Annotated in this window: 19 protein-coding genes and 1 other RNA gene; 14 read left to right on the top strand and 6 right to left on the bottom strand. The window is 65.3% G+C overall.

Features of this window, described 5'->3' with window-relative positions; all coding sequences use genetic code 11:
- Positions 1 to 44: 44 nt before the first annotated feature.
- The 5 genes from K307_RS29595 to ompA form a co-directional block, all read right to left on the bottom strand.
- Positions 45 to 446, bottom strand: a complete 402-nt coding sequence (locus K307_RS29595) for a hypothetical protein (protein WP_042884469.1) — start codon at positions 444 to 446, stop codon at positions 45 to 47.
- Between the two features lie 218 nt (positions 447 to 664).
- Positions 665 to 1023: a transfer-messenger RNA gene (ssrA, locus tag K307_RS44895) on the bottom strand.
- A gap of 84 nt (positions 1024 to 1107) precedes the next feature.
- Positions 1108 to 1782 (bottom strand): phosphoglycolate phosphatase, encoded by a 675-nt coding sequence (gph, locus tag K307_RS29600; RefSeq protein WP_042884470.1) that lies wholly within the window; start codon positions 1780 to 1782, stop codon positions 1108 to 1110.
- A complete protein-coding gene (gene ubiG / locus K307_RS29605) occupies positions 1779 to 2528 on the bottom strand; it encodes a bifunctional 2-polyprenyl-6-hydroxyphenol methylase/3-demethylubiquinol 3-O-methyltransferase UbiG (protein ID WP_042884471.1) in 750 nt (249 codons plus the stop codon). Before ubiG ends, gph begins: the two co-directional genes overlap by 4 nt.
- Positions 2529 to 2662: 134 nt before the next feature.
- The gene (gene ompA, locus K307_RS29610) at positions 2663 to 3319 is read right to left on the bottom strand and encodes an outer membrane protein OmpA (RefSeq protein WP_042884472.1); all 657 of its coding nucleotides are present in this window, start codon (positions 3317 to 3319) and stop codon (positions 2663 to 2665) included.
- 433 nt (positions 3320 to 3752) lie between these two features.
- Here ompA and gyrA point away from each other — a divergent pair, with 433 nt between their 5' ends.
- The 7 genes from gyrA to aroA all read left to right on the top strand — a co-directional run bounded on the left by gyrA (position 3753) and on the right by aroA (position 13192).
- On the top strand, positions 3753 to 6401 hold the full coding sequence (gene gyrA / locus K307_RS29615; protein WP_042884473.1) for a DNA gyrase subunit A: 2649 nt from the start codon (positions 3753 to 3755) through the stop codon (positions 6399 to 6401).
- 114 nt (positions 6402 to 6515) lie between these two features.
- On the top strand, positions 6516 to 7082 hold the full coding sequence (locus tag K307_RS29620; protein ID WP_042884474.1) for a DUF2059 domain-containing protein: 567 nt from the start codon (positions 6516 to 6518) through the stop codon (positions 7080 to 7082).
- A 145-nt stretch (positions 7083 to 7227) separates the two neighbouring features.
- Positions 7228 to 8385 carry a 3-phosphoserine/phosphohydroxythreonine transaminase gene (gene serC, locus K307_RS29625; RefSeq protein ID WP_051975223.1) on the top strand — a complete coding sequence of 386 codons (1158 nt, stop codon included), beginning with the start codon at positions 7228 to 7230 and terminating at the stop codon, positions 8383 to 8385.
- Between the two features lie 97 nt (positions 8386 to 8482).
- Positions 8483 to 9643: a prephenate dehydratase gene (gene pheA, locus K307_RS29630; RefSeq protein ID WP_042884477.1), complete on the top strand. Its 1161-nt coding sequence runs from the start codon at positions 8483 to 8485 to the stop codon at positions 9641 to 9643.
- 49 nt (positions 9644 to 9692) lie between these two features.
- A complete protein-coding gene (hisC, locus tag K307_RS29635; protein ID WP_042884479.1) occupies positions 9693 to 10820 on the top strand; it encodes a histidinol-phosphate transaminase in 1128 nt (375 codons plus the stop codon).
- A 108-nt stretch (positions 10821 to 10928) separates the two neighbouring features.
- Positions 10929 to 11825: a prephenate dehydrogenase gene (locus K307_RS29640; RefSeq protein ID WP_080745262.1), complete on the top strand. Its 897-nt coding sequence runs from the start codon at positions 10929 to 10931 to the stop codon at positions 11823 to 11825.
- A 62-nt stretch (positions 11826 to 11887) separates the two neighbouring features.
- Complete coding sequence (gene aroA, locus K307_RS29645) at positions 11888 to 13192, top strand: 3-phosphoshikimate 1-carboxyvinyltransferase (protein WP_042884480.1); 1305 nt, start codon at positions 11888 to 11890, stop codon at positions 13190 to 13192.
- On the opposite strand, the gene K307_RS29650 is transcribed toward aroA, so the two are convergent.
- A complete protein-coding gene (locus K307_RS29650; RefSeq protein WP_042884482.1) occupies positions 13182 to 13424 on the bottom strand; it encodes a DUF2061 domain-containing protein in 243 nt (80 codons plus the stop codon). The two genes, aroA and K307_RS29650, sit on opposite strands and share 11 nt — an antisense overlap.
- Positions 13425 to 13568: 144 nt before the next feature.
- Here K307_RS29650 and cmk point away from each other — a divergent pair, with 144 nt between their 5' ends.
- From cmk to rfaE1, 7 genes are all read left to right on the top strand, one after another.
- Positions 13569 to 14237, top strand: a complete 669-nt coding sequence (gene cmk / locus K307_RS29655) for a (d)CMP kinase (RefSeq protein WP_042884483.1) — start codon at positions 13569 to 13571, stop codon at positions 14235 to 14237.
- Between the two features lie 164 nt (positions 14238 to 14401).
- Positions 14402 to 16096: a 30S ribosomal protein S1 gene (gene rpsA / locus K307_RS29660; RefSeq protein WP_012352088.1), complete on the top strand. Its 1695-nt coding sequence runs from the start codon at positions 14402 to 14404 to the stop codon at positions 16094 to 16096.
- A 29-nt stretch (positions 16097 to 16125) separates the two neighbouring features.
- Entirely contained in the window at positions 16126 to 16545 is a 420-nt protein-coding gene (locus K307_RS29665; RefSeq protein ID WP_042887540.1) for an integration host factor subunit beta, read from the top strand.
- Between the two features lie 235 nt (positions 16546 to 16780).
- Positions 16781 to 17128 carry a LapA family protein gene (locus tag K307_RS29670; RefSeq protein ID WP_042887541.1) on the top strand — a complete coding sequence of 116 codons (348 nt, stop codon included), beginning with the start codon at positions 16781 to 16783 and terminating at the stop codon, positions 17126 to 17128.
- A 3-nt stretch (positions 17129 to 17131) separates the two neighbouring features.
- Entirely contained in the window at positions 17132 to 18346 is a 1215-nt protein-coding gene (gene lapB, locus K307_RS29675) for a lipopolysaccharide assembly protein LapB (RefSeq protein ID WP_042884484.1), read from the top strand.
- A 37-nt stretch (positions 18347 to 18383) separates the two neighbouring features.
- The gene (locus K307_RS29680; protein WP_042884485.1) at positions 18384 to 19775 is read left to right on the top strand and encodes a UDP-glucose dehydrogenase family protein; all 1392 of its coding nucleotides are present in this window, start codon (positions 18384 to 18386) and stop codon (positions 19773 to 19775) included.
- 80 nt (positions 19776 to 19855) lie between these two features.
- Positions 19856 to 20803: a D-glycero-beta-D-manno-heptose-7-phosphate kinase gene (rfaE1, locus tag K307_RS29685; protein ID WP_022533895.1), complete on the top strand. Its 948-nt coding sequence runs from the start codon at positions 19856 to 19858 to the stop codon at positions 20801 to 20803.
- Positions 20804 to 20805: the final 2 nt, after the last annotated feature.

Below are 20805 nucleotides of genomic sequence, written 5' to 3' on the forward strand. Positions count from 1 at the left end.
AGTCACTGCGATTTGCGCCGGGATGCGCGATGGTGTGTGGGGGATTAGTGAAGCAGGTCCGGCGAGTCGTCGTCCTCTTCCCAGTCCTCGTGCATGACCGGCACGTCGGGCACCATGTCGAACACCATCGAGTGATAGCGCACGCTGAACCACGCACGGAACATCTCCAGCGTCAGCGTCTCGGGCCACATCGAGTCGTCGAACCACTCGCCGAGCATGAATTCGAAGAACGCCTGCCAGCGCTTCTCGACCCAGCGCACCGCGTTCTCATGCGTGTCGGCCAGCTCTTCGGGCACCAGGAACACGCTCTGGTCTTCGCGCACGTGTTCGAGTGTGAGGCCGGCGACCGGCTGCGGATCGACCGCCTGGATCCAATCCAGGAACGGTTGTTCCGGGACCAGGGCAACCATGGAACGGTTGATGGTGAAGCGGGGATGGTCTGACATGGCGAAGGGCGTGGAGGACGGCAACCGGCTATTGTAGTCGCTCGCGGTCCCGGCGCAGTGCCAGACCGGTGGGCCCGTTACAGATAAGATCTGCACGCCCGCGCCGCTGGCCACGCCGCCCGACCCCGCGTTGGCGATGCCTAGCCGGTAAACGAAAAAACGGGCCAGGAGGCCCGTTGCTTCGATCGCCCTGGCCGACGATGCCGGGGAGCGTGTACTGGTGGAGCCGGCGGGAATCGAACCCGCGTCCGCAAGCCCTCCACAGAGAGTTCTACATACTTAGTTCTGTCATTTGATTTAACCGGCGCATCGCGGACGAACACGCTCTACGACGGCGAGTCACTAGATTTTCGTCCCCGGACCCGTGACACTTCCGGAGCTTATCTGACGTAAATGACCTCGCTTGGTCTTGCGACCCTAGCCCGTCAGCGAGCCAGTGCGAGGACGGCCGCAATTAAGCGGCCAGTGCGTAACGTTCGTCGTTAGCAGTTATTGCATTCCCATTGATTAACGAGGTGACGGGTCCTCGGTATGCCCTCCACTGCTTTGTAACCCACGTCGAAACCAGGTCGGCCCCAGTGAGGAAGCTGGATTGTACCCGGTTGGACGCAAGCTGTCTCGGGGAGTTCCAGCCGGGGCTGGGGTGCCCCGTGCACGGCACTCAGGCGACCGCGGCGGGGACGAGCAAGGGGATCAGCTCGGCGGGGTGGCGCACCAGGTGGTCGGCACCCCACGTCTCCGGCGGTTCGCCGTCGCCGCAATAGCCATAAGCGGCGGTGACCGTGATCATCCCCGCGGCCTTGCCGGCCTGGATGTCGCGCAGGTCGTCGCCGACGTAGACGCAGCGGCGCGGATCGACGCCGGCGCTGGCGGCGGCGTGCAGCAGCGGGGCGGGGTGGGGCTTGGCATGCGGCGTGGTGTCGCCGCTGACCACGGCGCTGGCGCGCGGTGCCAGGCCGATGGCGGCCACCAGCGGCACCGTGAAGCGGGCGATTTTGTTGGTGACGATGCCCCACGGGATGCCCGCCGCCTCCAGCGCCGACAGCACCTGCGGCATGCCGTCGAACAGGCGCGTGTGCACTGCGATGTCGGCCTCGTAGTAGTCCAGGAAGATGTCGCGCAGCGCGGGGAAATCCGCGTCCTCCGGGCGCAGCCCGAAAGCCGCGCCGAGCAGGCCGCGCGCGCCGTGCGAGGCGACCGGGCGCAGCTTCTCATAGGCCACTGGCGGGTTGCCGCGCTCGACCACCAGCCGGTTGGCCGCTGCCGCGAGATCCGGGGCCGTGTCCGCGAGCGTGCCGTCCAGGTCGAAAAAGACGCCTGCGATGCCTGCCCTCATGCCGCCACCCGGCGGAACGCCATCATGTAGTTCACATCGGTGTCGCGGTTCAGCGAATAGACCTGCGACAACGGGTTGTAGGTCATGCCGCGCATCTCGATCAGGTCCAGGCCGGCCTGGCGGGCGAAACGCGCCAGCTCGGACGGGGTGATGAACTTGTCGTAGTCGTGCGTGCCGCGCGGCAGCATATTGAGCACGTACTCGGCGCCGACGATGGCCAGCAGGTAGGCCTTGAGGTTGCGATTGATGGTCGAGAAAAACACGTAGCCGCCGGGCTTCACCAGCGTCGCGCAGGCCCGGACGATCGACGCGGGATCGGGCACGTGTTCCAGCATCTCCATGCAGGTCACGACATCCACGCTGGCCGGCTCACGGGCGGCCAGCGCTTCAGCGGCGATCTCCTCGTAGTTGACCACAACGCCGGACTCGAGGCTGTGCAGGTCTGCCACCTTGAGTGCCTTGGTCGAGAGATCGATGCCGCGCACAGTAGCGCCCAGGCGCGCCATGCTCTCGGACAGGATGCCGCCGCCGCAGCCGACGTCAACCACGCGCTTGCCGGCAAGCCCGGCGATGCCGTCGATCCACTCCAGGCGCAGGGGGTTCAGCTCATGCAGCGGCTTGAATTCGCTCTCCGGGTCCCACCAGCGGTGGGCCAGTTCGCTGAACTTGTCGATTTCCTTGGGGTCGGCATTCCGGCGCAGCGGATCCTGCGTGGCGGCGGACAGGGTTTGCGATTGCAACGTCATCGTAGGGGGGGGCGGCGGCTGGCTACCTGCGCCGGCGAATGTGAAGGGGGAGGTCGAGGCAACTGTACCAAAAAAACGGTACCAAAAAAAAAGCCCAGCTTGCGCTGGGCTTTTCTTCATCGGAAGGGATCCGATTAACGTGCGCTGCGGGTGCCGACCACTTCGACTTCCACGCGGCGGTTCGGCTGCTGGCAGGCGATCTGGGCCTTGCGGTTGCCCTTGCACGACTTCGGATCGACCTTCAGCTGGCGCTTGCCCTTGCCTTCGGTGTAGACACGGTTGGCTTCAACGCCCTTGCTCACCAGGTAAGCCTTGACCGATTCAGCACGACGGATCGACAGGCGATCGTTGTACTTGTCCGAACCGAACGAGTCGGTGTGACCAACGGCGATGATGACTTCCAGGGTGATGCCTTGCAGCTTCGAGACCAGGTCGTCCAGCTTGGCCTTGCCTTCGGGCTTCAGCACGGCCTTGTCAAAGTCGAACAGGGTGTCAGCAGCGAAAGTGACCTTCTCGCTCGACACAACCGGCGGTGCCACCGGAGCCGGTGCCGGTGCGGCCGGGGCTGCGGGGGCCAGGGCGCCGTCGCACAGGGCGTTGGCGGTGGCCGGAGTCCAGGAGCTGTCGCGCCAGCAGAGCTCGTTCGTGCCATTCTTCCACACGTACTCGCTCGTACCGTTGCCCCAGTTGTCGTTCACTGCCTTCTTTTCATAGGGGACGGACTGGGCTTGAGCGGATGCAGCCATTACTGCGGTAGCTGCAACGAGCGCGAGCTTGGCAAATTTTTTCATATTTCTCCTCTCAGGATGAGATCACCGCAGGGTTACTGCGAGCAAATGGACGAAAACAAGTCATACATTCTTCGGAGTATAACATTCTCGATGTGGTGGATGCTCCACTTCGAACAATGTCTGGCTCTTCGCTGGGGAATTGTGCCACAAGGGTCGTTTCCTAAGAAGTAAATATATTCGATTCGCCCCATGGGTTTTGGGCCTGTGGTGTTTGTGCAACATAGGTCTTGTGTCGCCCGCAAAGCCTTGTGGCATCAGGGTTTCAGGGTTTTCGCAGGGGCTCGCCGGCGCCTTCCGGGGAGCTGTCCGGAGGGGGCGAGCCGGGGGTGTCGGCATGTTAGAATGGCGTGTTGCCCCGCTGTCAGGCGCCGCCCGGCGCCACCCGCAAAAGGGCCTGACATTCGCTTAAACCTGCCGCATAAACCACGCCGCAATGGATCCATTCGCAAAAGAAACCCTTCCGGTCTCCCTAGAAGAGGAAATGCGCCGTTCCTATCTCGATTACGCCATGAGCGTAATCGTCGGTCGCGCGCTTCCCGATGTGCGGGACGGCCTGAAACCGGTACACCGGCGCGTGCTGTTTGCGATGCACGAGCTCAACAACGACTGGAATCGTCCGTACAAGAAGTCGGCCCGTATCGTCGGGGATGTGATCGGTAAATATCACCCGCACGGGGACACTGCTGTATACGACACCATCGTGCGCATGGCGCAGAATTTCTCGCTGCGCTACATGCTGGTCGACGGCCAGGGCAATTTCGGCTCGGTCGACGGCGATAACGCCGCGGCCATGCGATATACCGAAATCCGCCTGGCGAAAATCGCCCACGAGATGCTGCACGACATCGACAAGGAAACCGTCGATTTCGACAGCAACTACGACGGCTCTGAAAAAGAGCCCACGATTCTGCCGGCCCGTATTCCGAATCTGCTAATCAACGGTTCATCCGGTATTGCGGTCGGCATGGCCACCAATATCCCGCCGCATAACCTGAATGAAATCGTTGACGGCTGCCTGCACCTGCTGCGCAACCCGCAGGCGACTGTGGACGAACTGATTGAATTGATTCCGGCTCCGGATTTTCCGACCGCCGGGATTATCTATGGCATCCAGGGCGTGCGCGAAGGCTACCGCACCGGTCGCGGCCGTGTGGTGATGCGGGCCAAGACGCACTTCGAGGACATCGACCGCGGCCAGCGCCAGGCGATCATCGTCGACGAGCTGCCCTACCAGGTTAACAAGCGCACCCTGCTCGAGCGCATCGCCGAGCTGGTCACCGAGAAGAAGGTCGAGGGCATTTCCGACATCCGCGACGAGTCGGACAAGTCCGGCATGCGCGTGGTGATCGAGCTCAAGCGCAACGAGGTGCCCGAGGTCGTCCTCAACAACCTATATAAGAACACCCAGCTGCAGGATACCTTCGGCATGAACATGGTGGCGCTGGTCGACCGCCAGCCGCGCCTGCTGAACCTGCGCCAGATGCTGGAGTACTTCCTCGCGCACCGCCGCGAGGTCGTCACCCGCCGCACGGTGTTCGAACTGCGCAAGGCGCGCGAACGCGGCCATGTGCTGGAAGGCCTGGCCGTGGCGCTGGCCAATATCGACGAGTTCATCGCGATCATCAAGGCTGCGCCGACCCCGCCGATCGCCAAGCAGGAACTGATGGTCAAGGCCTGGGATTCTGGCCTGGTGCGCGACATGCTGGCACGTGCCGAAAGCGACACTCCGGGCGGGCGCGCTTCGTATCGCCCGGACGGCCTCCCGGCCGTGTTCGGCATGCAGCCGGACGGCCTGTACAAGCTGTCCGACGGCCAGGCGCAGGAAATCCTGCAAATGCGCCTGCAACGCCTCACTGGCCTCGAACAGGACAAGATCGTCCAGGAATATCGCGACATCATGGCGGAAATCGCCGACCTGCTCGATATCCTGGCGCGCCCGGAACGCATTACCACCATCATCTCCGACGAACTCACCGCCATCCGCGCTGAATTCGGCGACGAGCGCCGCTCGCAGATCGAGCTCAACGCGACCGAACTGGATACGGAAGACCTGATCACCCCGCAGGACATGGTGGTCACGCTGTCGCACAGCGGCTATATGAAGAGCCAGCCGATTTCCGAGTACCGCGCACAAAAGCGTGGCGGACGCGGCAAGCAGGCGGCGGCGACCAAGGAAGACGACTGGATCGACACGCTGTTCGTGGCCAACACCCACGACTACATCCTGTGCTTCTCCAACCGCGGCCGGCTCTACTGGCTGAAGGTGTATGAGGTGCCGCAGGGCTCGCGCAACTCGCGCGGGCGCCCGATCGTCAATATGTTCCCGTTGTCCGAAGGCGAGAAGATCAATGTGATCTTGCCGGTGCGCCAGTTCGACGCCGAACACTTCATCTTCATGGCCACCGCCCGCGGCACGGTCAAGAAGACGGCGCTGACCGAGTTCTCCAACCCGCGCAAGGCCGGCATCATCGCGGTCGACCTGGACGAGGGCGATTACCTGATCGGCGCCGCGGTCACCGACGGCCAGCACGACGTGATGCTGTTCTCCGACGCCGGCAAGGCGGTGCGCTTCGACGAGAACGACGTGCGCCCGATGGGCCGCCAGGCGCGTGGCGTGCGCGGCATGAACCTGGAAGACGGGCAGACCGTGATCGCCATGCTGGTGGCGCCGGCCGAGACCGCCGAGGAGGCCGAAGCCGGCACCCGCGGCAGCGTGCTGACCGCGACCGAGAATGGCTACGGCAAGCGCACCCCGATCGCCGAGTACACTCGACATGGCCGCGGCACCAAGGGCATGATTGCGATCCAAACGAGCGAGCGCAACGGGCGCGTGGTGGCGGCAGCACTGGTTTCGCCTGAAGACGAAATCATGCTGATCACCACCGGTGGCGTGCTGATCCGTACCCGCGTGGGCGAAATCCGCGAAATGGGCCGCGCCACCCAGGGCGTGACGCTGATCAACGTGGACGAGGGCACCAAACTGTCCGGGTTGCAGCGCATCGTGGAAAGTGATGCCGACAACGGTGGCTCCGAAGAGGCGGAAGAGGCGGACGGTGCTGCCGGCGCCGACGCCAATCCGTAGCCATTCCGTGCCCAATCTGTAGCCAATCGTAAATTGTTGCAACATTAGGACGCCGGCCGGAACTCGTTTCGCGGCTGTCCGGACTAAAACGGACGTATTTACCAGGGAGTCACAATGCTCAAAACCTTTCGACGTATCGCTGTTCTGACTGCTTTCGTTCCGACCTTCATGGTGGCGCAGCATGCACACGCCCAGGGGGATGCGGAAAAGACCTCAGCTATCAAGGAACTGCTTTCCGTCATGCAGGCCGACCAGGCCGTCAAGGGCCAGGCCGAGAACTGGCAGCAAGGCGCCAAGCAGGAAGCCCCACTGGTGCTGGAGCAAGTGCTGGTCGAGAACAAGACCATGAACGACAAGCAGAAGCAGGCCGCGGTTGAAAAGCTGAAGAAGAACGGCGCGGTACAGCGCATGGTCGACGGCGCCGGCACGGCGTTCAACACCGATGGCTTCCGCAAGGATGCGATCCAGGCGCACTATGATGCCTTCGGCAAGTACTACACGACGCAGGAACTGAAGGACCTGACCACGTTCCTGAAGTCGCCCACCGGCCAGAAGTTCATGGCCAACCAGGGCAAGGCCACCCAGGAGATCTGGGGTTCGATGATGCAGAAGTACGGCCCGCAGGTCGGCAAGTCGATGCGCGACGCCGCGGAGAAGGAAATCACCGCCGCTTCGAAGTAAGCGCGTGAGCAAACCGCCGCCCGCCCGCAGCCTTGCGGGCCGGTGCGGCATCGGGGCACGGCCCCGGGTGCCCAACGGGGCGCGGGTTTGAGGGATAATGGCTGCTTGGGTAACACCGGCAGCCATTTTTCCATTCCCCCGTCTCATGAACGATCCCCAGAATCCCGCTCTTGCCGGCATGATGCAGCGTGCATTGGCCGAACGCGTCTACAACTTCTCCCCAGGCCCGGCGGCGCTGCCCGCCGAAGTGCTGCAACAGGCCGCCGAGGAGATGCTGTCATGGCACGGGACCGGGGTGTCGGTGATGGAGATGAGCCACCGCAGCCGCGAATTCGAAAGCATCCATAACGAAGCGATCGCCGACCTCCGCGAGCTGCTGCACATCCCCGCCAATTTCAAGGTGCTGTTCCTGCAAGGCGGCGCCATCGGCGAAAACGCCATCGTGCCGCTGAACCTGATGCGGCTGCGCAGCGCCGAGCAGCCCAAAGCCGATTTCGTCGTGACCGGCACCTGGTCGATCAAGACCGAGCAGGAAGCGCGTCGCTACGGCACGGTCAATATCGCGGCGTCCAACGAGGCAGAGAAATTCCACCGCATCCCCGCGGTTGCCGACTGGAAGCTGTCCGCTGATGCCGCTTACGTGCACCTTTGCACCAACGAGACCATCGTCGGCGTAGAGTTCCAGGAGATCCCGGACATCGGCCAGGTCAAGGGCAATCGCGTCGTGGTGGCCGATGCCTCCAGCCATATCCTGTCGCGCCCGATCGACTGGTCGCGCGCGCAGGTGGTCTACGGCGGCGCGCAGAAGAACATCGGGCCGGCCGGCGTCACCATCGTGATCGTGCGCGAAGACCTGATCGGGCATGCGCATCCGCTGTGCCCGTCGGCGTTCAACTGGCGCATGGTGGCCGAGCACAACTCGATGTACAACACGCCGCCGACCTACGCGATCTATATCGCCGGGCTGGTCTTCAAATGGCTCAAGCGCCAGGGCGGCGTGCAGGGGATCGAGCAGCGTAATATCGCCAAGGCGGCGGCGCTGTACGACTTCCTGGACCAGAGCGATTTCTACCGCAACGAGATTCATCCGAGCTGCCGTTCGCGCATGAACGTGCCGTTCTTCCTGGGCGACGAATCGCGCAACGAAGCGTTCCTCGCGCAGGCGCGCGCCAGCGGCCTGGTGCAGCTCAAGGGCCACAAGACCGTGGGCGGCATGCGTGCCAGCATCTACAACGCGATGCCGCTGGAAGGCGTGATGGCGCTGGTCGATTTCATGCGCGAGTTCGAACGCACGTCCGCCTGACGGGCACCCCGCGGCCTGCCGCGCGCGACGCCGCGCCGGTGGGCGCGGACAGTTTTTCTCCGGCCGCCGCGCCCCGGCGGCCCACCGGATTCATACAATGACAAGCCAAGACAGCACCCCTGCGCGCGAGGAGACGCAGCCAAACGAGCAGCCCAACGACAACCACCTGAGCGAGGCCGAGCGCAAGCTGTCGGTCGAGCTGGCGCCGCTGCGGGTGCAGATCGACACGGTGGACCGCGAACTGCTGGCCATGCTGAACCACCGGGCCAAGCTGGCGCTCGAGGTCGGCGAGGTCAAGAAGAAGTACGGCGCGCCGGTGTTCCGCCCGGAGCGCGAGCTGCAGGTGATCCGCAAGGTGCAGGGTGCCAACCCGGGCCCGCTGCTTGGCGAAAGCGTGGCAGCGATCTGGCGCGAGGTGATGTCCGCCTGCCGCGGGCTGGAAAAACCGCTGGAAGTCGCGTTCCTGGGCCCGGCCGGCACATTCTCCGAGCAGGCGCTGTACGCGCATTTCGGCCACGAGGTGTCGGGGGTGGCTTGCCCGAGCATCGATGAGGTGTTTCGCGCGGTGGAGGCGGGAACGGTCGAATACGGCGTGGTGCCCGTGGAGAATTCGACCGAAGGCGCGGTGTCGCGCACGCTCGACCTGTTCCTCCAGACCTCGCTGAAGATCAGCGGCGAGATCGCGCTGAAGGTGCATCACAACCTGATGGCGTCCACGCCCGACATGCAGGGCGTGACCGTGGTGCGCGCGCATGCGCAGGCGCTGGCGCAGTGCCAGCACTGGCTGACGGCCAACTACCCGCACCTGGAGCGCCAGGCGGTATCGAGCAATGCCGAGGCCGCGCGCATGGCCAGCGAAGACCCGACCGTGGCCGCGATTGCCGGCGAGTCCGCCGCCAACCGCTATCACCTCCATATGGTGCGCACCCATATCCAGGATGATCCGCACAACCGCACGCGCTTTGCCGTGATCGGCCGCTACGAGACCGAGCCGTCTGGCAGCGACCAGACCTCGATGATCCTGTCCGTGCCCAACAAGGCGGGCGCGGTGTACCAGCTGCTCGCGCCGCTGGCGGAGAACGGCGTGTCGATGTGCCGCTTTGAGTCGCGCCCGGCGCGCAGCGGCGCGTGGGAGTACTACTTCTACGTCGACGTGGAAGGGCACCAGCATGAGCCGGCAGTCGCGCGCGCGATCGAGGAGCTGCGCCGCAACGCGGCCTACCTGAAGGTACTGGGCTCGTATCCGTCGAGCAAGTAAGTCCGCCAAGGCACGCTTTGGCACAGGAAAGCAAGAACAAGGAGACGAGATGGCAGAGCAGGGTAAGCAAGGCCGCGTGGTGTTCGGACCCGACTATGTGCGTGCGATCTCGCCGTACGTGGCTGGCAAGCCGATTTCCGAAGTCGCGCGCGAGTTCGGCCTGGACGAGGCCGGCATCGTCAAGCTCGCTTCCAACGAGAATCCGCTGGGCATGCCGGCATCCGCGCAGCGCGCGGTGGCGGACGCCGTGGCCGAGCTCGGCCGCTACCCCGATTCCAACGGCTTCGCGCTGAAGGCCGCGCTGTCCGCGCGCTTCGGCGTGCCGGAGGAATGGCTGACGCTCGGCAACGGCAGCAACGACATCCTGGAGCTGGCCGCGCATGCGCTGGTCGAGCCGGGCCAGTCGATCGTCTACGCCGAATATTCGTTCGCGGTCTACGCGCTGGCCACGCAGGAAATCGGCGCGCGCGCCATCGAAGTGCCGGCGCGCGACTATGGTCATGACCTGGACGCGATGGCCGCGGCGATCGCGCCGGACACGCGTCTGGTGTTTATCGCCAACCCGAACAACCCGACCGGCACCTTCGTGCCGGCCGCGCAGATCGAGGCCTTCCTGCGGCAGGTGCCAGCGCACGTGGTGGTGGTGCTGGACGAGGCATACAACGAATACCTGGATGCCGACCAGCAATACGATTCGGTCGCGTGGGTCCGCCGCTATCCCAACCTGCTGGTGTCGCGCACGTTCTCCAAGGCCTATGGCCTGGCCGGGCTGCGCGTCGGCTATGCGGTGGCGCAGCCGGAACTGACCGACCTGCTCAATCGCGTGCGCCAGCCGTTCAACGTCAACAGCGTGGCGCAGGCCGCGGCTGTCGCCGCGCTCGGTGACACCGACTTCCTGCGCCGCAGCGCGGAACTGAATCGTTCCGGCAAGGCGCAGCTGACCGAGGCCTTCGATCGCCTCGGACTGGAATACGTGCCGTCGTCGGGCAACTTCGTGCTGGTGCGTGTCGGCGATGACGACGGTGCCGGTGCACGCGTCAACCTGGCGCTGCTCAAGCAGGGTGTGATCGTGCGCCCGGTCGGCAACTACAACCTGCCGCGCTGGCTGCGCGTGACTATCGGCCTGCCCGAGGAGAACGCAGCCTTTGTCGCGGCGCTGGAGCGGGCGCTCGCGTGAGCGCGGCTACAATCGCGGCATTTCCTGGCTGGCATGGCGCTGGCCGACCTGCCAGTCATCGAATTACCTCGGTCCGGACCGAGCCACTGCCCGTTGCGGCCTGAGATTGTGAGTGCATTGCATTTTTCCCGTGTTGTCATTGTCGGCGTCGGCCTGATCGGCGGTTCGCTCGCGCTTGCGCTCAAGCGCGCGGGCGTGGCGGGCACGGTGGTTGGCGTGGGGCGCTCGCCCGCATCGCTGCAGAAGGCGCTGGACCTTGGCGTGATCGACGAGGCCGCAACGCTGGAGGACGCCGCACGCGGCGCCAGCGTGATCGTGCTGTGCGCGCCGGTGGCGCAGAACTTCGCGCTGCTGCACGCGCTGGAGCCGCACCTGCAGCCTGGCACCATCGTCACCGATGCAGGCAGCACCAAGTCCGACGTGATCATGGCCGCAAAGACCGCGCTCGGCGACAAGGTCGCGCAGTTCGTGCCGGCGCATCCGATCGCCGGGCGCGAGCTCAATGGCGTCGAGGCCGCGCTGGCGGACCTCTACGTCGGCAAGAAGACCGTGCTGTGCCCGCTGCAGGAAAACGCGCGTGCCGATGTGGCCGCGGTGCGCGCGATGTGGGAAAGCGCCGGCGCGCAGTGCCACGTGATGTCGGCGGTGCAGCACGACGCGGTGTTCGCCGCGGTCAGCCACCTGCCGCATGTGCTGTCGTACGCGCTGGTGGCGCAGGTCGCCAACGCCGAAGACGCGGCGCTGAAGCTGGATTTTGCCGGCGGCGGCTTTCGCGATTTCACGCGCATCGCGGCGTCTTCGCCGGAGATGTGGCGCGACATCTGCGTGGCCAACCGCGAAGCGCTGCTGCGTGAGCTGAACACCTACCAGTCGGTGCTGGCGCACCTGAAGGAGAAGATCGAGAAGGGCGACGGCGACGCGCTCGAACGCATCTTTACACGCGCCAGCAAGACCCGACTCGCCTGGGGCGCCGAGCGTGCCGCGGGCAACAATATCGAACCCTGAGCGGCATCGTGCCGCAGCCTGATCGAATCGCCTTACCGCGGCGCCCCGGCGCCCACCAAGACATGGAACACCTGACGCTAGGCCCCCTGACCCGCGCCACCGGCACCGTCCGGTTGCCGGGCTCGAAGAGCATCTCCAACCGCGTGCTGCTGCTCGCCGCGCTGGCCACGGGCGAAACCCGCGTGCGCGACCTGCTCGATTCCGACGACACGCGCGTCATGCTGCAGGCGCTGCGCACGCTGGGCGTGGCATGGCGGCAAGAGGGCGCCGACTACATCGTCACCGGCGCCGGCGGCAATTTCCCGAACAAGTCGGCTGAGCTGTTCATGGGTAATGCCGGCACCGCGATCCGGCCGCTGACGGCCGCGCTCGCGCTGCAGGGCGGCAGCTACAAGCTGTCGGGCGTGCCGCGCATGCACGAGCGGCCGATCGGCGACCTGGTCGACGGCGTGCGCCAGGTCGGCGCCGTGATCGACTATCTCGGCAACGAAGGCTTCCCGCCGCTGCATATCCAGCCGGCCAGCATCCGTATCGATGCGCCAATCCGCGTGCGCGGCGATGTGTCGAGCCAGTTCCTGACCGCGCTGCTGATGAGCCTGCCGATGGCGCAGTCCGACAGTGGCCGGATCGAGATCGAGGTGGTTGGCGAGCTGATCTCCAAGCCGTATATCGAGATCACGCTGAACCTGCTGGCGCGCTTCGGCATCCAGGTCGAGCGGCTGGGCTGGGAGCGCTTCGTGCTGCCGGCCGGCGCGGCCTACCGTTCGCCGGGCGAGATCTTTGTCGAGGGCGATGCGTCGTCGGCCTCGTACTTCCTCGCCGCCGGCGCGATCGGCGGCGGCCCGGTGCGGGTGGAGGGCGTGGGCATGGCCAGCATCCAGGGTGACGTGCGCTTTGCCGAGGCGCTCAATCGCATGGGCGCCAATGTGATGGCGGGCGACAACTGGATCGAAGTGCGCGGCACGGAACGCGACGACGGCCGCCTGCACGGCATCGAGCTGGACTGCAACCATATCCCGGATGCCGCGATGACCCTGGCGGTGGCGGCACTTTTCGCCGAAGGCACCACCACGCTGACCAATATCGCCAGCTGGCGCGTCAAGGAAACCGACCGCATCGCGGCGATGGCGACGGAACTGCGCAAGCTGGGCGCGGTCGTGGAAGAAGGGGCGGATTACCTGCGTGTGACGCCGCCGCAACCATGGCAGACTCCGGCCGACGGCATTGGCACCTATGATGACCATCGCATGGCGATGTGTTTCTCGCTGGCCGCTTTCGGGCCGCTGCCGGTGCGGATCAACGATCCGGGCTGTGTGGCGAAGACGTTCCCGGATTACTTCAGCGTGTTCGCGGGCGTTACGCGCTGACGAGGTTGCCGCTGGCGCGGTGCTTGGCAGCGCCGTCGCGAGCCGCCGCCTGGCGGCGCTCGCGCCCCGCGCGCTTCTCCCAGTAGCGGTCGAAGAAGTAGTGGGCCACCGTATTGACGGCCGGCTCGATGAAGGTGATGGCACCGCTGATGGCAAGGCTGCCGGTCAGCGCATACGTCACGCTGAACGCGATGCCGAGGTGCATGATGCCGAACGTCAGGGTTTTTGCCATGGTTGATTGCCTCGGGATCAATGCTTTAGGACCGATACTTTAGTGTTTGGCTTCACCCGTCGATTTGGGTGAAGCGCCATGAATCAAATGATAATGATTCGCAATAGAATTAACAATCAATCGTTACTGTGGGTGTCATAAGTAATGACTATCATCAACGTCATCACCATTGACGGGCCGACCGCCTCGGGCAAGGGCACTGTCGCGCACAAGGTTGCCGACGCGGTGGGATTCCACCTGCTCGACAGTGGCGCGCTGTACCGACTGGTGGCGCTGGCCAGCGACCGTGCGGACGTCGACCCGGCGGATATGGGCACCCTTGCAAAAATCGCCGCCCGCCTCGATGTGAAGTTCGGCCCGGACCGGGTCTGGCTGCAAGGAGAGGAAGTGAGCCGGGCGATCCGGTCCGAGGCGATCGGCAACCGGGCCTCCGCCATCGCCGTGCACCAGCCGGTGCGCGACGCGCTGACCCAGCTGCAGCGCAGCTTCCGCAAGCTGCCGGGCCTGGTGGCCGACGGCCGCGACATGGGCACCGTGATCTTCCCGGACGCCCAGCTGAAAGTGTTCCTCACGGCAAGTGTTGAGGCGCGTGCTCGCAGGCGCTATAAACAATTGATTGATAAGGGAATTTCTGCTAATATTGAAGACCTTTTGCGTGACCTCGAGGCGCGCGATGCGCGGGATCGCACCCGCGCCGCCGCGCCGCTACGTCCCGCCGAGGATGCAAAGCTGCTCGATACCTCCGACATGACGGTGGACCAGGCAGTGGCGCAGGTGCTGGAGTGGTTTGCCGCTGTGCGGTCCGATGCATGAGATGCATGCGGACGCATAGGTAAAGCGGCGCACCCCGACAGCACCGGATGGAGCCAGCCCGGGCTTGCCCGAAGCCGGCATGTGTCAAACCTGACCCCGCTGCACTGGCAGACTGAGCGCGATAGTCGCGCCGGCCAGCGTACTGCGGATTTCACCTTACGTTTATGTCCGACCTGCAAACTAACGAATCCTTTGCCGCACTGTTCGAGGAATCGATCGCCCGCTCCAATATGAAGGCTGGCGAAGTGATTTCCGCTGAAGTCGTGCGCATCGACCACAACTTCGTGGTCGTCAACGCCGGCCTCAAGTCCGAAGCATTTGTGCCGGTGGAGGAGTTCCTGAACGACCAGGGCGAACTCGAAGTGCAGGCCGGCGACTATGTCTCCGTGGCCATCGATGCGCTCGAGAACGGCTATGGCGACACGATCCTTTCCCGCGACAAGGCCAAGCGCCTGGCATCGTGGCTGAACCTCGAGAAGGCGCTGGAAGACGGCGAGATCATCTCGGGTACCGTGACCGGCAAGGTCAAGGGCGGCCTGACGGTGATGGTCAACGGCATCCGCGCGTTCCTGCCGGGCTCGCTGGTTGACGTGCGCCCGATCAAGGACACCACCCCGTACGAAGGCAAGACCCTGGAATTCAAGGTCATCAAGCTGGATCGCAAGCGCAACAACGTGGTGCTGTCGCGCCGCGCCGTGGTCGAAGCGACCCTGGGCGAAGAGCGCCAGAAGCTGATGGAAACCCTGAAGGAAGGCGCCATCGTCAACGGTATCGTCAAGAACATCACCGACTACGGTGCGTTCGTTGACCTGGGCGGTATCGACGGCCTGCTGCACATCACCGACCTGGCCTGGCGCCGTGTCCGCCACCCGAGCGAAGTGCTGTCGGTTGGCCAGGAAATCACCGCCAAGATCCTCAAGTTCGACCAGGAAAAGAACCGCGTCTCGCTGGGCGTGAAGCAGCTGGGCGAAGATCCGTGGGTCGGCATCTCGCGCCGCTACCCGCAAGGCACCCGCCTGTTCGGCAAGGTGACCAACCTGACCGACTACGGCGCGTTCGTCGAGATCGAAGCCGGCATCGAAGGCCTGGTGCACGTGTCGGAAATGGACTGGACCAACAAGAACGTTGCGCCGTCCAAGGTTGTCCAGCTGGGCGACGAAGTCGAAGTCATGGTGCTGGATATCGACGAAGACAAGCGTCGTATCAGCCTGGGCATGAAGCAGTGCAAGGCCAATCCGTGGGACGATTTCTCGCGTAACCACAAGAAGGGCGACAAGCTGAGCGGCCAGATCAAGTCGATCACCGACTTCGGCGTGTTCATCGGCCTGCCGGGCGGCATCGACGGCCTGGTGCACCTGTCCGACCTGTCCTGGCAAGAGTCCGGCGAAGAGGCCGTGCGCAAGTACAAGAAGGGCGACGAAGTCGAAGCCGTGGTTCTGGGCATCGACGTCGACAAGGAACGCATCTCGCTGGGCATCAAGCAGCTGTCGGGCGATCCGTTCAACAACTTCATCTCGGCCAACGACAAGGGCTCGCTCGTTCAGGGCACCATCAAGGCCGTTGACGCCAAGGGCGCCGTGGTCCAGCTGGCTGACGATGTGGAAGGCTACCTGCGTGCATCGGAAATCTCCGCTGACCGCGTGGAAGACGCCCGCAACGTGCTGAAGGAAGGCGAGCAGATCACCGCCCTCGTGGTGAACGTCGACCGCAAGTCGCGCAACATCAACCTGTCGATCAAGGCCAAGGACAGCGCAGAGCAGCAAGAAGCGATGCAGAAGTTCCAGGCTGACACCGGCACGGCTGGCACGACCAACCTCGGCGCCCTGCTGAAGGCCAAGCTCGGCCAGGACAACCAGTAATCGCAGGCCCCGCGCTTGCGCGTATGCCCATGACCAAGTCGGAGCTCGTCGAAAAACTGGCTGCCCGCTTCCCCCAGTTGCTGCTGCGGGACGCGGACATCTCGGTCAAAACGATACTCGACGCGATGTCCGAGGCGTTGGCCGATGGCCACCGCATCGAGATCCGCGGATTCGGCAGTTTTGGTCTGAACAAGCGTCCGCCTCGCGTGGGGCGCAATCCCAAGTCCGGCGAGCGTGTGCTGGTGCCCGAAAAACGGGTGCCGCACTTCAAGGCGGGCAAGGAATTGCGCGAACGGGTTGACCGCAGCCAGCCGGCGCCTCCGGGCGCCAATGGCAACGGCCATTCCGCCGGCCCGGCCCAGGCCGTGCCGGGCAAGGTAGGCCAGGGCAGCGCTCCCGCCGCACCGGCGGGACTGCATGAGGGCGGACTGAATTTCGTCCGCTCCTGATTGCCCGGGCTTTGCCTGCTGCTTGTGTTGTCTGTAAGAAAGCGCTCCTTCGGGGGCGCTTTTTTTTGCGTGCGCCCAGCATGGGCGCACTCTTGATAAGCATCATCGTCTCAGCCGCGGTAGCAAGCCCCCTGCCTTTAGGTGGGGAGGATGTCAATCCGTTACAATGCCGGGGTCTTTGCCGGGCCTCGCGCATGTGCGCCGGCGCGGCGCCAACGTCACGCTGCCCAACCGCATGAAACTGTTCGCCTGGATCGTCCGCATCGTCGTATTCGTGCTGCTGTTCGTGCTGGCGCTGCGCAATACCGCCGAAGCCTCGCTGCAGCTGTTCTTCAACGCCGTCTGGCATGCCCCGCTGATCCTGATCCTGTTCGCTGCCTTCGTGCTCGGCGCGGTGGCGGCGCTGGCGTCGGTGGCGCCCAACCTGATGCGCCAGCGCATGGAGCTTGCCCGGCTGCGCCGCGCGCTTCCCGACGCCAGCGCGCAGGCGAGCGTGTCAGCGGCATCGCCGCCGTCGCCGGCAGCAGCCGCGCCGCGCGACGGCAAGCCTGTTCCCTATAACGTAGTCGGCCCGAAAGTCTGATCCATGATGTTTGAAACCTGGTGGTTGCTGGCGCTGCCACTTGTCTTTGGCCTTGGCTGGATGGCGGCGCGCTTCGATGTGCGCCAGCTCATCAGCGAGCAGGGCGCGCTGCCACGCTCGTACTTCAAGGGCCTCAATTTCCTGCTCAACGAGCAGCCCGACAAGGCCATCGACGCCTTTATCGAGGTCGCCCGGCTCGACCCCGAAACCACCGAACTGCACTTCGCGCTGGGCGCACTGTTCCGCCGCCGCGGCGAAACCGAGCGCGCCATCCGCGTGCACCAGAACCTGGCCACCCGGCCCGACCTGCCTGAGCCCGAGCGCGAGCATGCGCTGTACGAGCTGGGCCAGGACTTCCTGCGCGCGGGCCTGCTGGACCGCGCCGAGGAGTCGCTGCGCCGGCTGATGTCGGGACCGTACGCCGCCTCGGCCAAGCGCGTGCTGCTCGAGCTCTACGAGGTCGAGAAGGAGTGGCAGAAGGCCATCGATGCCGCGCGCGAACTGCAGACGCTGGAGCAGAAGAGCTACAGCGTGCAGATCGCCCAGTTCTGCTGCGAACTGGCGCAGGACGCGCTGCAGCGCAAGCGGCGCGAGGATGCGGTGAAGTGGCTGAACCAGGCCGTTGCCGAGAACCCTGCCAATGTGCGCGCCCCGATCCTGCTGGGCGACGTGGCCGCGGCGGCCGGCGATGCGCGTGCCGCGCTCGGCCACTGGCTGGGCATCGAACGGCAGGACGCTTCTTTCCTGCCGCTGGTGGCCGACCGCGTGGTCAAGGCCTATGCCAGCCTGCAAGAGGAGGGCACCGCGCTGGAATGGCTGCGCGGCCTGCTCAAGGGCAAGCTGGCGCCCGAGCTGCTCGATACGGCGTACAAGGCCGAGCTCGACGTGAACGGCCCCGAAGCCGCGGCACGGCTGATGCGCGACCAGCTGCGCCGCCAGCCCACGCTGCTGGCGTTGACCAGGTATTTCGAGGCGCAGGCAGCCGTGGCCGAGGCCGAGACCCCGGTGGGCGATGCCCCCGCGGCCGCGGAGGCGGAGGGCGACGAGGAAGCTAAGGAAACCACTGCCATCCGCGACCTGCTGCAGCTGCGCACCCGCAACCTGGCGCGCTACACCTGCCGCGAGTGCGGCTTCCGCGCCCGCTTGTTCTACTGGCAATGCCCGGGCTGCAACCGCTGGGAAACCTACGCCCCGCGACGTTCCGAGACGCTCGGTTGATCGCGGCGGACGGTGCAACAGATCTTGAACTGAAGCTATGAAAGTCACCATTATCGGCAGCGGCTATGTCGGCCTTGTCACCGGCGCATGCCTGGCGGAACTGGGCAACGATGTGTTCTGCCTGGACCTGGACGAACAGAAGATCGCGATGCTCAATGCGGGCGGCGTGCCGATCTACGAGCCGGGCCTGAAGGAGTTGATCGAGCGCAACCGCGCCGCCGGCCGCCTGACCTTTTCCACCGACGTGGCCGCCAGCGTCGAGCACGCCGACGTGCAGTTCATCGCCGTGGGCACGCCGCCGGATGAAGACGGCTCGGCCGACCTGAAGTACGTACTGGCCGCGGCACGTAATATCGGCCGCCATATGACCGGCTTCAAGGTGGTGGTGGACAAGTCGACCGTGCCGGTCGGCACCGGCGACCGCGTCGCCGCCACGATTCGCGAGGAACTTGCCGCGCGCGGCCTGGAAGACCTGCAGTTCTCGGTGGTGTCCAACCCCGAGTTCCTGAAGGAGGGCGCCGCGGTCGAGGACTTCATGCGTCCGGACCGCATCGTGCTGGGCTGCAACCCGGACGTGGCCGGCCGCCACGCGCAGGCCACCATGCGCCAGCTCTACGCGCCGTTCAACCGCCACCACGAACGCACTTTCTACATGGACGTGCGCTCGGCCGAGTTCACCAAGTACGCCGCCAACTCGATGCTGGCCACCCGCATCTCGTTCATGAACGAGCTGGCCAACCTCGCCGACGAAGTGGGCGCCGATATCGAACTGGTGCGCATGGGCATCGGCTCGGACCCGCGCATCGGCTACAGTTTCCTGTATGCCGGCGCCGGTTACGGTGGCTCGTGCTTTCCCAAGGACGTGCAGGCGCTGATGCGCACCGCCGCCGACCACGGCAAGCCGATGCGCGTGCTGGAGGCGGTGGAAGCCGTCAACGGCGCGCAGAAGCGCGTGCTCGGCGACAAGATCGTGCGCCGCTTCGGCGAGGACCTCACCGGGCGCACCTTCGCGGTGTGGGGCCTGGCGTTCAAGCCCAATACCGACGACATGCGCGAGGCGCCGTCGCGGATCCTGGCGCGCGAGCTGGTGGCGCGCGGCGCATCGCTGCGCATGCATGACCCGGTGTCGCTGGCCGAAGCGCGGCGCGTGCTGGATGCCGACCTGGCCGACCTGCCGGGTGGCGCCGCGCGCGTGAGCTTCCACGACAACCAGATGGATGTCCTCGACGGCGCCGACGCGCTGGTGATCGTGACCGAATGGAAGGTGTTCCGCAGCCCCGACTTCGGCCAGATCAAGCGGCGCCTGAAGACGCCGGTGATCTTCGACGGGCGCAACCTGTATGAGCCCGAGGCGATGGTCGAGAGCGGCGTGGAGTACCACGCCATCGGCCGCCCGACCCGGGCGCGGCTACAAGCCGCGAACGAATGAAGCGCGGGCGGGTCAACGGACACATCAACCGATAAGATGAGGAGGCGGCGGCGGCCGCCTCGATATTGCCAAGGATCGTCATGAACAAGACCGTCATTTCGCAAGAACAGATCCGGCAGTCCCATATCCTGGTGGTCGGCGACATGATGCTGGACCGCTACTGGTTCGGCGACGTGGAGCGCATCTCGCCGGAAGCGCCGGTGCCGGTGGTGCAGGTCAAGCGCAGCGACGAGCGCCTGGGCGGCGCCGCCAACGTGGCGCGCAACGCCGCCGCGCTGGGCGCGCGCGTGGGCATGCTGGGCGTGGTCGGCGACGACGAGCCGGCGCGCACGCTCGAGGCCCTGCTGGCTGAAAGCCACGTGGAGCCCTACCTGCACCGCGATGCCAAGCTCAATACCACCATCAAGCTGCGCGTGGTGGCGCACCAGCAGCAGCTGCTGCGGGTGGACTTCGAGAACGCGCCCGCGCACGAAGTGCTGGCCGCGGTACAGGACCGCTTCGTCAGCCTGATCAACGACTACCAGGTGCTGGTGCTGTCCGACTACGGCAAGGGCGGCCTGACGCACGTCACGCGCATGGTCGACGCCGGCCGTGCCGCCGGGCGCAAGGTGCTGATCGACCCCAAGGGCGAGGACTACTCGCGCTACCGCGGCGCCACGCTGATCACGCCCAACCGGGCCGAGATGCGTGCCGTGGTCGGCGCCTGGAAGACCGAGGCCGACCTGACCATCCGCGCCCAGAACCTGCGCCGCGAACTGCAGCTCGAGGCACTGCTGCTGACGCGCTCGGAAGAGGGCATGACGCTCTACACCGAGGCCGAGGTGCTGCACGTGTCCGCCCAGGCGCGCGAGGTCTATGATGTATCCGGTGCGGGCGATACCGTGATCGCCACGCTCGCCACCATGCTGGGCGCCGGCTTGACGCTGAAGGAAGCCGTGCAGCATGCCAACCGTGCCGGCGGCATCGTGGTGGGCAAGCTCGGCACCGCCGTCGTCACCTATCCCGAATTGTTCGGCGCCGCCCCGTGAGG

It is taken from the genome of Cupriavidus necator A5-1, assembly GCF_000744095.1.
Lineage (GTDB): Bacteria > Pseudomonadota > Gammaproteobacteria > Burkholderiales > Burkholderiaceae > Cupriavidus > Cupriavidus necator_A.

Coding starts and splice junctions, on each gene's coding strand:
- K307_RS29595 (WP_042884469.1), bottom strand. CDS start 446: ATGTCAGACCATCCCCGCTTCACCATCAACCGTTCCATGGTTGCCCTG.
- gph (WP_042884470.1), bottom strand. CDS start 1,782: ATGAGGGCAGGCATCGCAGGCGTCTTTTTCGACCTGGACGGCACGCTC.
- ubiG (WP_042884471.1), bottom strand. CDS start 2,528: ATGACGTTGCAATCGCAAACCCTGTCCGCCGCCACGCAGGATCCGCTG.
- ompA (WP_042884472.1), bottom strand. CDS start 3,319: ATGAAAAAATTTGCCAAGCTCGCGCTCGTTGCAGCTACCGCAGTAATG.
- gyrA (WP_042884473.1), top strand. CDS start 3,753: ATGGATCCATTCGCAAAAGAAACCCTTCCGGTCTCCCTAGAAGAGGAA.
- K307_RS29620 (WP_042884474.1), top strand. CDS start 6,516: ATGCTCAAAACCTTTCGACGTATCGCTGTTCTGACTGCTTTCGTTCCG.
- serC (WP_051975223.1), top strand. CDS start 7,228: ATGAACGATCCCCAGAATCCCGCTCTTGCCGGCATGATGCAGCGTGCA.
- pheA (WP_042884477.1), top strand. CDS start 8,483: ATGACAAGCCAAGACAGCACCCCTGCGCGCGAGGAGACGCAGCCAAAC.
- hisC (WP_042884479.1), top strand. CDS start 9,693: ATGGCAGAGCAGGGTAAGCAAGGCCGCGTGGTGTTCGGACCCGACTAT.
- aroA (WP_042884480.1), top strand. CDS start 11,888: ATGGAACACCTGACGCTAGGCCCCCTGACCCGCGCCACCGGCACCGTC.
- K307_RS29650 (WP_042884482.1), bottom strand. CDS start 13,424: ATGGCAAAAACCCTGACGTTCGGCATCATGCACCTCGGCATCGCGTTC.
- cmk (WP_042884483.1), top strand. CDS start 13,569: ATGACTATCATCAACGTCATCACCATTGACGGGCCGACCGCCTCGGGC.
- rpsA (WP_012352088.1), top strand. CDS start 14,402: ATGTCCGACCTGCAAACTAACGAATCCTTTGCCGCACTGTTCGAGGAA.
- K307_RS29665 (WP_042887540.1), top strand. CDS start 16,126: ATGACCAAGTCGGAGCTCGTCGAAAAACTGGCTGCCCGCTTCCCCCAG.
- K307_RS29670 (WP_042887541.1), top strand. CDS start 16,781: ATGAAACTGTTCGCCTGGATCGTCCGCATCGTCGTATTCGTGCTGCTG.
- lapB (WP_042884484.1), top strand. CDS start 17,132: ATGATGTTTGAAACCTGGTGGTTGCTGGCGCTGCCACTTGTCTTTGGC.
- K307_RS29680 (WP_042884485.1), top strand. CDS start 18,384: ATGAAAGTCACCATTATCGGCAGCGGCTATGTCGGCCTTGTCACCGGC.
- rfaE1 (WP_022533895.1), top strand. CDS start 19,856: ATGAACAAGACCGTCATTTCGCAAGAACAGATCCGGCAGTCCCATATC.